The following is a 14643-nucleotide window of genomic DNA, read 5'->3' on the forward strand; positions in this document are numbered from 1 at the left end:
AGTCCTCACCATCTCGAACCACCGGAGCGCACCTTGTCGCAGACCACGACCGCCGCGGGCACGAAGCCCGCGGCACCTCACGAACCGGGCGAAGCGCCCGGCATGAGCCACCGCGAAGTCCTCACGGCCCTGTCGGGCCTGTTGATGGGCATGCTCGTGGCGATCCTCTCGTCGACCGTCGTGTCGACCTCGCTGCCGCGCATCGTCAGCGACCTCAACGGCAGCCAGACCTCGTACACCTGGGTCATCACCGCGACCCTGCTGGCCACCACCGTCAGCACCCCGCTGTGGGGCAAGTTCAGCGACCTGACGAACCGCAAGGTGCTGCTGCAGGTCGCCCTCGTGCTGTTCGTGCTCGCCTCCGTCGCGGCGGGTTTCTCGCAGAACACCGCGACGCTGATCACCTTCCGGGTCTTCCAGGGGCTCGGTGCCGGTGGCCTCACCGCGCTGGTGCAGGTCGTCATGAGCGACATCATCAGCCCGCGTGAGCGCGGCCGCTACATGGGCTACCTCGGCGCCGTGATGAGCGTCGGCACCATCGGCGGGCCCCTGCTCGGCGGCGTGCTCACCGACTCGATCGGCTGGCGCTGGAACTTCTTCGTCGGAGTGCCCGTCGGCGTCGCCGCGCTCATCGTCATCCAGCGCACCCTGCACCTGCCCCCGAAGCCCAAGAAGGCCGTCGTCGTCGACTACTGGGGCGCGGGCCTGATCGCCGGAGGCGTCTCGCTGCTGCTCGTCTGGGTGTCGCTCGGCGGCAAGCAGTTCGACTGGAACTCGACCACCAGCTGGCTGATGGGCGTCGGCGCGGCCGTCCTGCTCGCGCTCGCCGTCGTCGTGGAGTTCCGCTCGAAGGAGCCGATCATCCCCCTGACGCTCTTCACGAACCGCACCTTCACCTTCGCGGTGATCGCCTCGCTCAGCGTCGGCGTCGCCATGTTCGGCACCAGCGTCTTCCTCGGCCAGTACATGCAGCTCGCGCGCGGCCAGTCGCCGACCATGGCGGGCATCCTGACCCTGCCGATGGTGCTCGGCCTGCTGATCTCGTCGATGGTCGCCGGTGCGCTCATCTCGAAGTACGGCAAGTGGAAGCCCTACATGATCGTCGGGTCGATCCTGCTCGCCGCCGGCCTCTTCCTCATGTCGACCATCGAGTACGACACCAACTTCGCCATCGTCTCCGTCTTCATGGCCATGATGGGGCTCGGCATCGGCATGGTGATGCAGAACCTCGTCCTCGTCGTGCAGAACTCGGTCGACGTCAGCGTCGTCGGTGCCGCCTCGTCGAGCGTCGCGTTCTTCCGCAGCCTCGGCGGCACGATCGGCGTCTCGGTCATGGGTGCCGTCCTCGGCACCAAGGTCTCGGGCTACATCACCGACGGCCTCACCGACGCCGGGGTCGACCCCAGCGCGCTCGGCAGCGGCGGCTCGACGAGCATCCCCGACCTCAGCACCGTGCCCGGCCCGATCCGGACCATCATCGAATCGGCCTACGGTCAGGGCGTCGCCGACGTGTTCCTGATCGCGGCCCCGCTGGCGATCATCACCATCGTGTTCGTCTGCCTGCTGCCCAACGTCGAGCTCGGCACCAAGACCGGCCTCCAGCGTGCGGCGGCGAAGACGGACGACCCGGCGGACGGCGCTGCCTCGGCCTCGGCCTCGGTCGAGCACGACGGAGGCGCGGCTCCGGTCGACGCGAACGCCGCGTCCCCGGCCGCCAAGGGAGCCGCGGCCACGGCCGGCCTGGCCCCCGCCGTGTCGAGCGCCCCGGCGACGGAGTCGACGCCGGCACCGGTCTCGCCGATCGACGAGGGCCAGCGCCGTCACCACGGCCACACGACGACCGCCACCGGTACCATCGACACGATCATCGCGACGGGTGCCGCCGAGGTGGCAGGGCACCCGGTGCCCGCCGACGAACTGGCCGAGAGCCCGGTGTTCTCGTCCCTGGTCGAGGAGAAAGATGTCGCAGCCGACCGTTGACGGCCAGCCCGAGGGTGCGGTGCTCGACGCGCCGCGCCCCTCGGGGGGCGACCCTGCCGACCAGGCCGCACCGCACCTCCTCGAGGCCGCGGGGCAGGCCGCACCGCACCTCCCGGGTCCCGACGACGACGGCCGCGAGGGCCTCATGGCCGGCGTGGTCGACGAGATCGGCTCGATGATGGTCGAGGCCAAGCGCACGATCGCCGCGGCGGCGTCGCGCTTCGACCCGGACGTGCCGCCCACGGCCTTCTACGTGCTGCGCTACGTGATGAAGCACCAGCCGTGCAGCGCCGGCGACATCGTCAAGGCGATGGCGATGGACAAGAGCGCGGTCAGCCGGCAGGTCACCCTGCTGCGCGAGGCCGGGTTCGTCGACGTGGTGCCCGACGCGGCCGACGGTCGGGTCATGACCCTGCGCAGCACCGAGCGCGCCGAGAGCCGCATGCTCGAGGTGCGCCACGAGAACCGCGCCGTGTTCCGCAACCACGTCGAGGGCTGGTCCGACGACGAGCTCGCCGAGTTCGCCGGCTGGCTGCGCCGGTTCAACACCCCCGCCGGGTAGCGCCGGAGCCGTCCGGCAGCGCCCCGCCCCGCGACGACGAAGGCCCCCTCCCGTGACGGGAGGGGGCCTTCGTGCGTGCAGGCGGGTGCTAGATGGTCGCGGTGTCGATCACGAAGCGGTAGCGGACCTTGCTGGCGACGACGCGCTCGTAGGCCTCGTCGACCTCGTCGGCGCCGATCGTCTCGATCTCGGCTCCGATGTGGTGCTCGGCGCAGAAGTCCAGCATCTCTTGCGTCTCGGGGATGCCGCCGATGTTCGAGCCGGCGAGGCTGCGACGGCCACCGATCAGCGAGCCGGCGCTGAACGACTGCGGGTTCTCGGGCAGGCCGACGAACACCATGGTGCCGTTCAGGCGCAGGGTGCGGGCGTAGGCGTCGATGTCCATGTCGGCCGAGATCGTGTTGATGATCAGGTCGAACGAGCTGCGCAGCTGCGTGAACGTCTCGGGGTCGCTCGAGGCGTAGTAGTGGTCGGCACCGAGCTTCAGGCCGTCCTCCTGCTTGGACAGGGTCTGGCTGATGACGGTGACCTCGGCGCCCAGAGCGTGGGCGATCTTGACGGCCATGTGGCCGAGCCCGCCCATGCCGACGACGGCGACCTTCTTGCCGGGACCGGCACCCCAGTGCTTGAGGGGCGAGTAGGTCGTGATGCCGGCGCAGAGCAGCGGCGCGGCCTCGTCGAGCGAGATGCCCTCGGGGATCGACAGCACGTAGTTCTCGTCGGCGACGATCTGCTTGGCGTAGCCGCCGTAGGTGGGCTCGCCCGAGTACTGGCGGCCGTTGTAGGTCGCGACGTTGCCCTTGACGCAGAACTGCTGTTCGCCCGCGAGGCAGTTCTCGCACTCGCGGCAGCTGTCGACGAAGCAGCCGATGCCGACGCGGTCGCCGACCTTGTGCTTCGTGACGTCGGAGCCGACCTCGGTGACGATGCCGGCGATCTCGTGGCCGGGCACCATCGGGAAGATGGCCTTGCCCCATTCTTCGCGGGCCTGGTGGATGTCGCTGTGGCAGATGCCGGCGAACGCGATGTCGATCTGGACGTCGTTCGGGCCGACGTCGCGCAGTTCGACGGTGGAGTGCTCGAAGGGGGCGCCGGCGGACGGCGTGAGCAGGACGGGGACGGTGGTGGGCATGAGATGACCTCTCTGCGAGTGGTGGTGCGGTGGTGGTGCGCGCCCCGCGGGCGCGACGGATTCCGACGACGTTGTGGGATGCAACCCAGCCTAGGCGGCGCCCCCGACAGCGGCTCCCAGAGAAGCGGCGGGCCGGAGGAGGCGCGGGTCGTCGACCCGAGGAGGCGCGGCTCAGCCGAGCAGCTCGGCCTGCCAGACGAGCGCCGCGGCACCGACCAGGGGGCTCTCGTCGCTCAACCCGGAGCGGACGACCCGGACGCGACGGGCGTACTCGTTGACCGGCGCCTCCTGGACCGCGGCCCGGACGAGGTCGAGGTAGTCGTCGCTGACGCGCGAGAAGCCGCCGCCGATGGCGACCACGTCGAGGTCGAGCAGGGTCGTGACCGACGAGATCGCCTCGCCCACGGCGTTCGCGGAGCGACGCACCGCCGCGACGGCGATCGCGTCCCCGGCGACGTAGCCGGCGGCGAGGTCCTCGCCGCGCTCGCCCGTCCAGCCTCGTTCCCGGGCCCAGGCGACGACGTTCGGGCCCGAGGCGATGACCTCGAGCGTGGCGGCCCAGGCGCTCTCGCCCTCGGGGCGGTCCGCGATCTGGATCTGGCCGATGTGACCGGCGTTGCCCGTGCCTCCCGAGAGCAGCCGGCCGTTGACGATCAGGCCGCCGCCGACGCCGGTCGAGACGGTGATCGCGAGGGCGTTGTCCGCCCCCTGCGTGGCACCCACCCAGTGCTCGGCGAGGGCGAGGCTGACGCCGTCGAGCCGCAGGGTGACCGGGGCCGCGTCGGCCAGGGTCGACGCCGCCAGGGCCGCGACCTGCTCCCGCAGCGGATAGCCGCGCCAGGCGTGCAGGTTGATCGGCGAGACGGTGCCGTGCACGAGGTCGACGGGCCCGGCGCTGCCGATGCCCGCCCCGACGAGGGCGTCACCCTCGGGCAGGGCGTCGAGGGCGTGCGCCACGACCGCGCGGACCGCCTCGGCGAGTTCGTCGGACGTCGACCCGGCACCGGTGGGGCGTCGGTCGCGACTTCCGTCGAGGAGGGCTCCGTCGGAGGCGACCAGCGCCGCCTCGACCTTCGTTCCGCCCACGTCGACGGCCAGTGCGTAATCGGTCACGTCGGCCAGCGTAGCGGGGGAGTGCGGCCCGACCGCGTGCCGGAATAGGGTGGCTGCCGGCACGCTGACGAAAGGCACCCCCATGGACACCACCGACGGTCGGGTCGCCGTGCTCGGCGACGCCCTCATCGACGAGCTCCGCACCGACGAGGGCTCGACCGACCACGTCGGCGGGGCCGGCCTCAACGTCGCCGTCGGGCTGTCGCGCCTCGGCGTGCCCACGACCCTGCTCGCCTCGATCGGGGACGACGCCGACGGCGAGGCCATCCGGTCGTTCCTCGCCGAGCACGGCGTCGAGCTCGTCCCGACGATCAACCCCCTCGGCACCGGCCGGGCGGTCTCGCTGCGGGTGGCCGGCGAGCCGACCTACGTCTTCACCGACGCCGCCGTCGCCCGCGGTCTCGACTTCTCGCCCGAGCAGCGGGCCGTGCTCGACGCCGCCCCCGTGGTCGCCGTCAGTTCGTACCCGTTCGACGACGCCCCGCTGACCGATCGCTTGCTGCGCGCGGTCGGCACCGACCCCGTGCGGCTCGTCGTCGACCCGAACCCGCGGCCGGGGTTCCTGCCCGGTGGGGCGGCCCAGATCGCCGACTTCGCCGCCGGCTTCGAGCGGGTCGCGGCCTCGGCCCTGCTCGTCAAGATCGGTGACGACGACGCCGAACTGGTCGCCGGGCGCACGCTCGACGACTGGCAGGAGGCGCTGCTCGCGGCGGGCACCGGGGGAGTGCTCGCGACCCGCGGCTCGGCCGGGGCGGGTCTGGTGCTGGCCCCGTCGGCCGGCGACACGGCGGGCACCTCGCTCACCCGCGGCATCTCGGACGCCGACGGCGAGGTCGTCGACACGATGGGTGCGGGCGACGCGACCTTCGCGTCGATCGTCGCGTCGTTGCTCGCCGAGCGGCGCGGGCCCGGTTCGGTCGACTGGGCGGCCGCCCTCGGGCGGGCCATGGACGTGGCGGCGGCGACGGTCAGGGCTCCGGGAGCGCTCCTCCGGCTGCCCCGGTGACGTCGGCGGGTCCGGTGGTGCGCGCCTCCTGAGCCCGCCCGCCTCGCCCGCCGGGCGGGAGGCTCAGCCCAGCGACTCGGCGACCGCCCGCGCCTTGCCCGACAGGTACCAGTGCGATCGGGCGCCGGTCTCGACCGGTTGCATGCCGACGACGACCTTGCCGCGCGAGTGCTGCTCGGCGAGGTCCTCGAACGCCTGGGCGATGTAGTCGAACGGGTAGAAGCCCGAGACGAGCACGCGCAGCTTGTTCTCGGCGATGAGCTTCGCGAGGGCCGAGAGGATCATCGCGGGTTCGGTGTCGTCGCGCTCGGCGCCGATGAAGCGGATCTCACGCTCGAGGCGGTCCTCGCTCGAGCTGAAGCGCGCCGGCAGCACGCCGAGGTCGGTGCTGAGGGCGGGGTTGTCCCCGCCGAAGTTGTCGATGAAGGCCGTCACGTGGCGGTCGGTGCCCGCGGCCTTGTCGATGCGCTCGCGGAGGCCTTCGCCGTAGTCGACGGGCACGACCCCGATCGAGCGGAGGTAGTCGTGGTTGCCCGGGCTGCAGGTGCCGATCACCTTGGCTCCGAGCTGCAGGGCGAGCTGGCACTCGATGTGGCCGACCCCGCCCGCCGCGGCCGTGATGACCACGACGTCGTCGGGTCCGAGGTGCAGGCTGCGGACCGTGTCGTAGGCGGTGGCCCCGGCGAGGTAGAGCCCACCGGCGACCTCCCACGGGACGTGCTGCGGCTTGGGCACCACGGCGCTGGCCGGCACGGCGATGTAGGTCGCGTGCGCGCCGCCGCCCACCGCGTGGCCGATCACCTCGGCGCCGACGGAGAAGTTGCGCACGGCGGCCCCGCGCTTCTTGACGATGCCGGCGAAGCACGACCCTTCGCGGGCCGGGAAGTCGAGGGGCAGCCGGTCGACGAAGTCCCCTTGTCGGATGAAGTTCTCGATGTGGTTGAGGCCGGCGCAGATCACCTCGACGACGACCTCGTCGTCGGCGGGCGTCGGCAGCGGCTGCTCGACGAAGTGCAGCTGCGAGACGTCTCCGTACCCGTCGAACTCGATGGCCTTGCCCGGTCGTGCCATGACGCGCCTCCACTGCTGTCGTCGCGGCGGCGCCAGTGCCGTCGCGAGGGTGAGTGAAGTGTGCGCCCTCCGGGCCGCCGTCGCCCGGAGGACGCGCTTCGAGTTGCCTGGACGCACCGTGCCGCGGTGCGGCGTCGACCGTCAGGAGGCGCGGGTCGGCCTCGTCGTCAGAGCTGGTCGGTCGGCACCGAGAAGGTGTCGCAGGCCGTCGCGCCCTGGCTGCGCCCGGTCTCGAACCACCTCTGACGCTGCTCGGCCGAGCCGTGCGTCCAGGTGTCCGGGTCGACCTGGCCGCCGCTCGCGGACTGGATGCGGTCGTCGCCGACGGCGGCGGCCGCGTCGAGCGCGTCGGCGACCTGCTGGTCGGTGACGGGCTCGAGGAACGTGGTGCCGTCGGCGTCCGCGATGGTCGACGCCGAGCCGACCCACGCCCCGGCGTAGCAATCCGCCTGCACCTCGAGCCGGATGGTGTCGGAGCCCGGCCCGGTGTCGCTGCGGTCGGCGCGGTCGAAGGCCCCGGTCAACTGCTGGACGTGGTGGCCCCACTCGTGGCCGACGACGTACATCTGCGCGAGGGGGCCGCCGCTGGCGCCGAACTGCGACCGGAGCTGCTCGAAGAAGTCGGTGTCGACGAAGAGGGCCTCGTCGGGCGGGCAGTAGAACGGCCCGGTGGCGCTCGTCGCCCCACCGCAGCCGGTGTCGGTCGAGCCGCTGAAGAGGAAGAAGTCGGGGGTGCGGTAGTCGGTGACGCCGAGTGCCGGGGCCTCGGCCGCCCAGTACGCGTCGAGCGAGTCGGCCGCGCCGACCATGCGGCAGTCGACGCTGTCGTTGGCCTGCGCGCCGGTGGTGCACTCGGACGACAGGTCGCCCTCGCTGACCGGCTGGGCGCCCCCGCCGGCCGTGCCGCCGCCGAGCAGCCCCGAGACGTCGACGCCGGTGACCTGGCTGATGAGGAAGACGGCGATCACGCCGACGATGCCGATGCCGCCGCCGGCGACACCCACCGTGCGACCGCGACCGCGTCGCTTGACCTTGCTGCCGTCGAGGCGCGCGTCGTCGTTGAAGGACATGTCGCCGACGGTAGCGCAGGGCGGGGGTCAGTGCCCTTCGGCGGCTTCTTTCGCCTCGCGCTCCTTGCGGAGGACCTCGCGGCCGGCGTTGCGCTCCTTGACGCGCAGTTCTTCTTCGCGCACGTCGGCGTGGATGCCGCGTTCGGTGCGCAGCCAGTCGGGCATCTCGTCGAGCAGGGCGTGGATCTCGTCGGTGGTCATGACGTCGTCGACGCCGGCACGGGCGAGGCCCGAGGTCGAGATGCCGAGCTTCTGGGCGACGACCGGCCGCGGGTGCGGACCGGTGCGGCGCAGGTCGGACAACCACTCGGGCGGGTTCGTGCTGAGCTCGGCGAAGGCCTCGCGCGTGACGGGGGCGGCCTGGAACTCGGCGGGCGTGGCCGGCAGGTACACGCCGAGCTTCTTGGCGGCCGTGAAGGGCTTGAGGGTCTGCGGCTGCTTGCCGGACGGCGCGTCGGAGGTCATCTGCCCAGGGTACCGGGCCGATACCCTCGACCCATGACGACCGAGCCGACCCGCGTCCCGTTCCGCATCGGGGTCGTGCCCGGCGTGACCCTGTCGAAGTGGTCGAGACTCTGGGAGGAGCGCCGCCCCGAGACCCCGCTGGCCTTCGTGCCGCTCGCCGACCTCGACGCGGTGCCCGCCCTCGACGACGACCGGGGCGACGACCGGGTCGACATGGTCCTGGCCCGACTGCCGATCGAGGTCGAAGGTTTGTCCGTGATCCGCCTTTACGACGAGCGGGCCGTCGTCGTCGTGCCGAAGGACCACGCCGTCGCCACGGCCGGCGCCGAGGACGAGGTCGAGGCCGCGGCGTTCGCCGACGAGCACCGGCACGACCTCGACCCGTCCCTGTCGCTCGCCGATGCCGTGGCCGTCGTCGCGACCGGGGCCGGCGTCGCCGTCATGCCGCAGTCGCTGGCACGGCTGCACGCCCGGAAGGAGGTCACCTACCGTTACGTCGCCGATCTGCCGCCGACCACGATCGCGCTGGTCTGGCCCGAGGGCGAGCTCACCGACGACCTCGACGACTTCATCGGCGTCGTGCGGGGTCGCACGGCCCGCAGCTCCCGGTCGAGGAGGCGCGACGAGCCCGAGCAGGAGGCCCCGGCCCGCAAGGGGTCGGCTCCCGACCCGCGCGGGGCGAAGCCGAAGCGCACGCCGCCGAAGGGCCGAGGGCCCCAGCGCGGCACCGGTCGCAGCCGACCGCGCCGAGGGCGCTGACCCCCTCGCCGACGGGCCGGCCGGTCTGCCAAGCTGAGCGGGTGTCGAAGGAGACCCGCATGTCGAAGAAGATCTGTCTGCTCACCGGTGCCGGCCGCACGAACTCGATCGCGAACGGCATCGCCCACGAGCTCGCCGCCGACGGCTGGGACCTCGCGCTGACCACCTGGGATGGTTACGACGCCGCCATGCCCTGGGGACTCGCGGCCGTCGACGTGGGCTCGCTCGTCTCCGAGCTCGAGGCCGCGGGTGCGCGCGTGGCCGTGTACCCGGCGGACCTGGCGGACCCCGGGACCCCCGCGCGCCTCCTCGGGGCGGTGAACGACGACCTGGGGCCGGTGACGGCGCTCGTGCTGTCGCACTCGCACAGCGTGGACTCGTCGATCCTCGACACGACGCTCGAGAGCTGGGACGCGCACTACGCCGTCAACGTGCGGGCGGCGTGGCTCGCGATCAAGGCGTTCGCCGAGCAGCTGCCCCCGGTCGACCTGCTCGACGACGGTGCCCGGATCGTCGCCCTGACGAGTGACCACGTCGTGCACAACCTGCCCTACGGCTCGAGCAAGGGCGCCCTCGACCGGCTCGTCATCGCGGCCGCCCGAGAACTCGGACACCTGGGCGTCTCGTCGAACGCCCTGAACCCTGGGCCGATCGACACGGGCTGGATGGACGACGAGATCCGCGCGAGCGGCACCGAGCGGCAACCGACCGGCCGTCTCGGCACGCCCGCCGACCTCGGTCGGGTCGTGCGCTTCCTGCTGTCGCCCGAGGGGCGCTGGATCTCGGGCCAGCTGATCAAGGCCGACGGCGGCTTCTCGGTCTGACCGGTCCGGCCCGCCGCCCGCCCGACCACGGATCGCCGCGCCCTGTACCCCGCGTCGCTGGGTGACGGGTCGGCGCAGGCGGGGTACCGTCCACGCCACCACCGCGCGGCATCGGACGCCGACGGACGGATCGACACACCAAGGAGGCGCGATGTCGTTCAGCAAGGGAGATCACGTCACCTGGAACACCCCCCAGGGCGAGACCCACGGCACGGTCGTGGAGAAGCGCGTCGAGGAGTTCCAGCTCGACGGGCAGAAGTTCAAGGCCTCGGACGACGAGCCCTACTTCGTCGTCGAGAGCGACAAGAGCGGGGCGAAGGCCGCCCACAAGGGTTCGTCGTTGAGCCCGAAGAAGAAGTAGCACCAGCCGCACCCCACCCACCACCGCCCCACCCCACGAGGAGAACACCATGGCCGACCTGAACGACGTGCGCTGGAACGACGAAGCGCGCGACAAGATCCTGACCGACGCCGACAACGTGCTGCGCGACGCCGTCCGCGACGCGGCCGCAGCCCACTCGGGCGAGTCGTGGGAGGAGTCCTTCAAGGCGATCAACGACGCCGTCAAGGACCGCTTCATCGACTACGAGCCCGGCCCGGACGTCCGCAAGTACGCCGAGGCGATCGAGCGCGGCGACTTCAGCTGACCCGCGCCTCCTGGCCGGCGTCGATCCGTCGCACCCGTGAGCTCAGCGCCACGGCCACCGCGACGGCGACCACGAGGCCGGCCAGGGCGGCGAGGGTGGCCGGGGTGCCGATCACCTGGGTGAGCGGTCCGACCACCACCTCGCCGACGGGCACGCCCGCCAACGACGCCAGCGTCAGGCACGAGAAGACGCGCCCCAGGTAGGCCCCCGGCACCTGCCGCTGGACGACCACGTCCAGCGGCACCGTGAAGACCTCGAGCCCGACGCTGGCGGCGAAGAGGCCGAGGCTGATCCAGAAGAACCAGTGCAGCGGGTCGAAGACCACCGGGTCGGTGCCGTAGGCGAACGACAGCAGCACGAGCGGCAGGGCCAGCGCCGCGGCGCCGAGGCAGGCGGCCCACAACCGGAGCCGCCCGCGGAGGGCCCCGGCCCAGTACGCCCCGACGATCAGGCCGAGGGTCTGCAGGGCACCCGCGAACCCCCAGAGCAGACGTCCGAACGACTGGTCGGCCACGAGCGGACCGACCACCTGGACCCCGCCCGCGAAGGCGAACTGGAACGTGAACGCGAGCGCCGCGGTCGAGACGAGCCAGCGCGTGCGCCAGACGAAGCCGAGTCCGCTGCCGAGGTCCTCGAGCACCGACGTCCCTCCGGAGGCGCGGGCACCGTCCCGGGGCAACCCCACGAAGACGACCGCCGCGACCACGAAGACGACCGCGCCGACGGCCAGGGCGACGCCCGATCCGGCGGTCGCCACCACGGCCCCGCCCACCGCCGTGCCGATCACCAACCCGACGTTCATGCCGACGCGGCTGAGAACCGTCGCGTCGCGCAGCCGGTCGTCGGGGACGGTCTCGCGCAGCAGGGCGCTCGTGGCAGGGCCGAAGAAGGCGGCCGCGGCGCCGTTCACCGCGCCCACCGCCGCGAGGGTGGGCAACGTCTCGGTCTGCGTCAGCATCAGGGCGGCCGCGACGACGAGCGACGCCGCCGACAGCCACGACGAGGCGATCGCGACGGTGCGTTTCGAGAAGCGGTCCGCGAGGGCCCCGCCGACCAGGACCAGGGCGATGTTGGGCACCGACCGGGCGACGACCACGAGCCCGAGGTCGACGGCGTCGGCCCCCAGGTCGATCGCCGCGAAGACGATGGCCAGGGGCGCGAAGCCGCTGCCCACCCACGAGAACAGGCGCCCGACCCAGAGGGCCCGGAAGGCAGGCGTTCTCAGCAGCGACCACGGCACCGCTGAACTCTATGCCGACGCACCGTGTGCGGACGCCGCGTCCCGCGGCGTCGTCATCCGCGCGGGGACGACCTAGGCTGACCCCGATGGACGCCCCCGAGCCCGACACGACCCGCGCCGACGTCACCGACGTCCCGCCGGTCGCTGCGGTGCGCGAACCCGGCCGCTACCGCAAGGGCATCGCCAAGCGCGAGGCGATCCTCGACGCGGCCCTGCCGGTCTTCGGCAAGGTCGGGTTCCACGGTGCCACCCTGCGCGAGATCGCGCGGCGGTGCGGCGTCTCGCACCAGTCGCTCATGCACTACTTCCCGACCAAGGACGAACTGCTGATGGCCGTGCTCCGGCGGCGCGACGAACGACTGCGACGCCACTTCGACGACGACGGTGGCATGCGCGTCGACGAGCTCGTCGCGCTCGCCGAGTACAACGTCGACGTGCCGGTCGTCATCTCACTGTTCATCACGGCGTCCGCCGAGGCCACCTCACCCGACCACCCGGCGCACCGCTACTACGCCGACTACTACGAGCGCATCGTCTCGTCGACGTCGGCCTACCTCGGGCTCGCCCAGGCCCGCGGCTGGTTGCGCGACGGCTACACCGCCGAGTCGGCGGCTCGCGTCGTGCTCGCGGTGCAGGACGGTCTGCAGTTGCAGTGGTTGTACGAGCGCGACGCCGTGGACGTCCCGGCCCTGATGCGCCTCGTGATCGCGAGCGTCCTCACGGTGCCGACGAGCGAACTCGACGCCGCCGTGCGCGAGGCGGCCGGGCACGCGGGCTGACCCGCGCCTCCTCGGCGGACGGGCGACGCCAACGGCAGGCGACGGGCGTCCGCTACTTCGCGCTGATGCGCTGGAACTTGCGGATGCACAGCGGCACGAAGACCACCAGCATCACGGTGATGCCGAGCAGGACGGTCGCGTAGGGGTGCTGCATCGTCCAGATGTCGGGCACCGGCGTGGCGCCCAGGTTGCCGAACGAGGTGCGGGCGGCCTGCACGAGCGACGACACCGGGTTCCACTCGGCGAAGACCCTCAACACGGTCGGCAGGGTGTCGCTCGGCACGAACGCGTTCGAGACGAAGGTCAACGGGAACAGGATCATGAACGACGCGTTGTTGATGGTCTCGGGCGTCTTGACGCTCATGCCGAGCAGGGCCATCACCCAGCTGAACGAGTAGCTGAACAGCAGCAGCAGGGCGACCCCGCCGACGAACGAGGCAGGTGAGGCGTTCACCCTCCAGCCGACGGCGAGACCGGTGAGCATCATGATGACCATCGAGATCGTGTTGAGCGCCAGGTCGCTGTTCGTGCGACCGATCAGCACGGCCGACGGGCTCATCGGCAGGGTGCGGAACCGGTCGATGATGCCCTCCTTCAGGTCTTGGGCCATGGCGGCACCGGAGAAGGTCGAGCCGAAGACCACGGTCTGCGCGAAGATGCCCGCCATGAGGAACTGCGTGTAGTCGGTGCCCTGGACCGCGATGGCACCGCCGTAGACCTGGCTGAAGAGCAGGACGAACATGATCGGCTGCAGCACGGCGAAGATCAGCATGTCGGGCGAGCGCTTCACCTTGATCAGGTTGCGCTTGGTGACCGTCCAGCCGTCCGAGGCCCAGGTGCCGAGGCCCGTGTCGGTCGACGGGACGAGCGTCTGCGCCAGGGCGGAGGTGGTTCCGGTGGTGGTCATGCCCGTGCCTCTCTCTTCTTCGCACCGCGCCGACCGCGACCTCGACCGCCGGCCGGGTCGTCGTCGGGGGAGTCGTGGTCGTCGCCCGCGTCGTCGTCGGCCGCGCGGTGGCCGGTGAGCTGGAGGAACACGTCGTCGAGGGTGGGTCGTCGCATGCCGGCGTCGTGCAGCTCGATGCCGGCCGCCCCGAGGTCGGCGAGCGTCCGCTGCAGGGCGGTCGGGCCGTCGGTGACCGCGACCTCGAGCTGGCGGCCGTCGGCCCCGACGGCCGGCTCGGAGTCACCGTGCCGCCGGAGCACCTCGACCGCCTGGTCGGCCCGCGCCTCGTCGACGAGGGCGACGACGAGGCGGTGGCCGCCGACCTGGGCCTTGAGCTGGTCGGCCGTGCCCTCGGCGATGACGGCGCCGCCGTCGATGACGGAGATGTCGTCGGCCAGGCGATCGGCCTCCTCGAGGTACTGCGTGGTCAGCAGCACCGTCGTGCCACCGTCGACCAGCCCGGTGATGATGTCCCACAGGGCGAGGCGGCTGCGGGGATCGAGCCCCGTCGTCGGCTCGTCGAGGAAGAGCACGCGCGGGTTCGTCACGAGCGCCCCGGCGAGGTCGATCCGTCGGCGCATGCCGCCGGAGAAGCCCTTGACCGGCCGGTCGCCCGCAGCGGCGAGGTCGAAGACCTCGATCAGCTCGCGGGCGCGGTCCCGACTCACGCGGCTGCCCAGGTGGTACAGCCTCCCGATCATGTCGAGGTTCTCGAATCCGGTGAGGTTCTCGTCGACCGCGGCGTACTGCCCCGAGACGCCGATCGAGCGGCGCACGGCCTGGGCGTCGGCGACGACGTCGAGCCCGGCGATCGTGGCCGTGCCGGCGTCCGGACGTTCGAGGGTGGTGAGCATCTTGACGCCCGTGGTCTTGCCCGCGCCGTTCGGCCCGAGCAGCGCCTTGACGGTGCCCTCGGGCACGATCAGGTCGAGGCCGGTCAGTGCGTGGACCGGGCCGGACTTCGACCGGTAGGTCTTCGTGAGGCCGCGGGCCTCGATCATCGCCATGGGTGCTCCCGGTGCAGGGGGCCCGTCCATCCGCAGACGGGT

General features: G+C 72.1%; 16 protein-coding genes. 8 read left to right on the forward strand and 8 right to left on the reverse strand.

The features are described from left to right. Positions 1 to 102 precede the first annotated feature (102 nt). Together QRN23_RS03320 and QRN23_RS03325 are read left to right on the forward strand one after the other, a co-directional pair. Positions 103 to 1980 (forward strand): MDR family MFS transporter, encoded by a 1878-nt coding sequence (locus QRN23_RS03320; protein WP_192122892.1) that lies wholly within the window; start codon positions 103 to 105, stop codon positions 1978 to 1980. Next, positions 1961 to 2542: a MarR family winged helix-turn-helix transcriptional regulator gene (locus tag QRN23_RS03325; RefSeq protein WP_173153175.1), complete on the forward strand. Its 582-nt coding sequence runs from the start codon at positions 1961 to 1963 to the stop codon at positions 2540 to 2542. The genes QRN23_RS03320 and QRN23_RS03325 overlap by 20 nt, the downstream gene beginning before the upstream one ends. An 88-nt stretch (positions 2543 to 2630) precedes the next feature. On the opposite strand, the gene QRN23_RS03330 is transcribed toward QRN23_RS03325, so the two are convergent. Then, the gene (locus QRN23_RS03330) at positions 2631 to 3674 is read right to left on the reverse strand and encodes an NAD(P)-dependent alcohol dehydrogenase (protein ID WP_056043170.1); all 1044 of its coding nucleotides are present in this window, start codon (positions 3672 to 3674) and stop codon (positions 2631 to 2633) included. A 171-nt stretch (positions 3675 to 3845) separates the two neighbouring features. Continuing rightward, positions 3846 to 4787 carry an ROK family protein gene (locus QRN23_RS03335; RefSeq protein ID WP_285062529.1) on the reverse strand — a complete coding sequence of 314 codons (942 nt, stop codon included), beginning with the start codon at positions 4785 to 4787 and terminating at the stop codon, positions 3846 to 3848. A gap of 82 nt (positions 4788 to 4869) precedes the next feature. Here QRN23_RS03335 and QRN23_RS03340 point away from each other — a divergent pair, with 82 nt between their 5' ends. After that, positions 4870 to 5793, forward strand: coding sequence for a carbohydrate kinase family protein (locus QRN23_RS03340; protein WP_285062531.1), 924 nt, complete (start codon positions 4870 to 4872; stop codon positions 5791 to 5793). 63 nt (positions 5794 to 5856) lie between these two features. Here the strand turns inward: QRN23_RS03340 and QRN23_RS03345 are convergent, their stop codons facing one another. The 3 genes from QRN23_RS03345 to QRN23_RS03355 all read right to left on the reverse strand — a co-directional run bounded on the left by QRN23_RS03345 (position 5857) and on the right by QRN23_RS03355 (position 8399). Further along, positions 5857 to 6864, reverse strand: a complete 1008-nt coding sequence (locus tag QRN23_RS03345; protein WP_159827622.1) for an NADP-dependent oxidoreductase — start codon at positions 6862 to 6864, stop codon at positions 5857 to 5859. Positions 6865 to 7031: 167 nt separating this feature from the next. Next, the gene (gene ypfJ, locus QRN23_RS03350) at positions 7032 to 7934 is read right to left on the reverse strand and encodes a KPN_02809 family neutral zinc metallopeptidase (protein ID WP_192122889.1); all 903 of its coding nucleotides are present in this window, start codon (positions 7932 to 7934) and stop codon (positions 7032 to 7034) included. Between the two features lie 27 nt (positions 7935 to 7961). Beyond that, entirely contained in the window at positions 7962 to 8399 is a 438-nt protein-coding gene (locus tag QRN23_RS03355) for a DUF5997 family protein (protein ID WP_123571708.1), read from the reverse strand. A 33-nt stretch (positions 8400 to 8432) separates the two neighbouring features. Here QRN23_RS03355 and QRN23_RS03360 point away from each other — a divergent pair, with 33 nt between their 5' ends. The 4 genes from QRN23_RS03360 (at position 8433) to QRN23_RS03375 (ending at position 10629) form a co-directional block, all read left to right on the forward strand. Next, on the forward strand, positions 8433 to 9158 hold the full coding sequence (locus QRN23_RS03360) for a LysR substrate-binding domain-containing protein (RefSeq protein ID WP_285062534.1): 726 nt from the start codon (positions 8433 to 8435) through the stop codon (positions 9156 to 9158). 59 nt (positions 9159 to 9217) lie between these two features. Next, positions 9218 to 9982: an SDR family oxidoreductase gene (locus QRN23_RS03365; RefSeq protein WP_285062537.1), complete on the forward strand. Its 765-nt coding sequence runs from the start codon at positions 9218 to 9220 to the stop codon at positions 9980 to 9982. Between the two features lie 151 nt (positions 9983 to 10133). Further along, positions 10134 to 10343, forward strand: coding sequence for a hypervirulence associated TUDOR domain-containing protein (locus tag QRN23_RS03370; protein WP_056043151.1), 210 nt, complete (start codon positions 10134 to 10136; stop codon positions 10341 to 10343). 49 nt (positions 10344 to 10392) lie between these two features. Continuing rightward, positions 10393 to 10629, forward strand: a complete 237-nt coding sequence (locus QRN23_RS03375) for a hypothetical protein (RefSeq protein ID WP_043597179.1) — start codon at positions 10393 to 10395, stop codon at positions 10627 to 10629. Here QRN23_RS03375 and QRN23_RS03380 read toward each other — a convergent pair. Further along, complete coding sequence (locus QRN23_RS03380; RefSeq protein ID WP_123571705.1) at positions 10622 to 11869, reverse strand: MFS transporter; 1248 nt, start codon at positions 11867 to 11869, stop codon at positions 10622 to 10624. The two genes, QRN23_RS03375 and QRN23_RS03380, sit on opposite strands and share 8 nt — an antisense overlap. An 86-nt stretch (positions 11870 to 11955) precedes the next feature. Here QRN23_RS03380 and QRN23_RS03385 point away from each other — a divergent pair, with 86 nt between their 5' ends. Next, positions 11956 to 12648, forward strand: a complete 693-nt coding sequence (locus QRN23_RS03385) for a TetR/AcrR family transcriptional regulator (RefSeq protein ID WP_158612926.1) — start codon at positions 11956 to 11958, stop codon at positions 12646 to 12648. Between the two features lie 52 nt (positions 12649 to 12700). On the opposite strand, the gene QRN23_RS03390 is transcribed toward QRN23_RS03385, so the two are convergent. Both QRN23_RS03390 and QRN23_RS03395 read right to left on the reverse strand, forming a co-directional pair. Next, positions 12701 to 13555 (reverse strand): ABC transporter permease, encoded by an 855-nt coding sequence (locus QRN23_RS03390; protein WP_123571703.1) that lies wholly within the window; start codon positions 13553 to 13555, stop codon positions 12701 to 12703. Next, a complete protein-coding gene (locus QRN23_RS03395) occupies positions 13552 to 14601 on the reverse strand; it encodes an ATP-binding cassette domain-containing protein (protein ID WP_123571702.1) in 1050 nt (349 codons plus the stop codon). Before QRN23_RS03395 ends, QRN23_RS03390 begins: the two co-directional genes overlap by 4 nt. Positions 14602 to 14643 lie beyond the last annotated feature (42 nt).

The sequence above is a fragment of the Frigoribacterium sp. ME-P-080 genome, from assembly GCF_030209595.1.
Classification (GTDB): Bacteria; Actinomycetota; Actinomycetes; order Actinomycetales; family Microbacteriaceae; genus Frigoribacterium.

What these genes read in the sequence shown, in the direction of transcription:
- QRN23_RS03320 (WP_192122892.1), top strand. Translation starts at nt 103, where the DNA reads ATGAGCCACCGCGAAGTCCTCACGGCCCTGTCGGGCCTGTTGATGGGC.
- QRN23_RS03325 (WP_173153175.1), top strand. Translation starts at nt 1,961, where the DNA reads ATGTCGCAGCCGACCGTTGACGGCCAGCCCGAGGGTGCGGTGCTCGAC.
- QRN23_RS03330 (WP_056043170.1), bottom strand. Translation starts at nt 3,674, where the DNA reads ATGCCCACCACCGTCCCCGTCCTGCTCACGCCGTCCGCCGGCGCCCCC.
- QRN23_RS03340 (WP_285062531.1), top strand. Translation starts at nt 4,870, where the DNA reads ATGGACACCACCGACGGTCGGGTCGCCGTGCTCGGCGACGCCCTCATC.
- QRN23_RS03345 (WP_159827622.1), bottom strand. Translation starts at nt 6,864, where the DNA reads ATGGCACGACCGGGCAAGGCCATCGAGTTCGACGGGTACGGAGACGTC.
- ypfJ (WP_192122889.1), bottom strand. Translation starts at nt 7,934, where the DNA reads ATGTCCTTCAACGACGACGCGCGCCTCGACGGCAGCAAGGTCAAGCGA.
- QRN23_RS03355 (WP_123571708.1), bottom strand. Translation starts at nt 8,399, where the DNA reads ATGACCTCCGACGCGCCGTCCGGCAAGCAGCCGCAGACCCTCAAGCCC.
- QRN23_RS03360 (WP_285062534.1), top strand. Translation starts at nt 8,433, where the DNA reads ATGACGACCGAGCCGACCCGCGTCCCGTTCCGCATCGGGGTCGTGCCC.
- QRN23_RS03365 (WP_285062537.1), top strand. Translation starts at nt 9,218, where the DNA reads ATGTCGAAGAAGATCTGTCTGCTCACCGGTGCCGGCCGCACGAACTCG.
- QRN23_RS03370 (WP_056043151.1), top strand. Translation starts at nt 10,134, where the DNA reads ATGTCGTTCAGCAAGGGAGATCACGTCACCTGGAACACCCCCCAGGGC.
- QRN23_RS03375 (WP_043597179.1), top strand. Translation starts at nt 10,393, where the DNA reads ATGGCCGACCTGAACGACGTGCGCTGGAACGACGAAGCGCGCGACAAG.
- QRN23_RS03385 (WP_158612926.1), top strand. Translation starts at nt 11,956, where the DNA reads ATGGACGCCCCCGAGCCCGACACGACCCGCGCCGACGTCACCGACGTC.
- QRN23_RS03390 (WP_123571703.1), bottom strand. Translation starts at nt 13,555, where the DNA reads ATGACCACCACCGGAACCACCTCCGCCCTGGCGCAGACGCTCGTCCCG.
- QRN23_RS03395 (WP_123571702.1), bottom strand. Translation starts at nt 14,601, where the DNA reads ATGGCGATGATCGAGGCCCGCGGCCTCACGAAGACCTACCGGTCGAAG.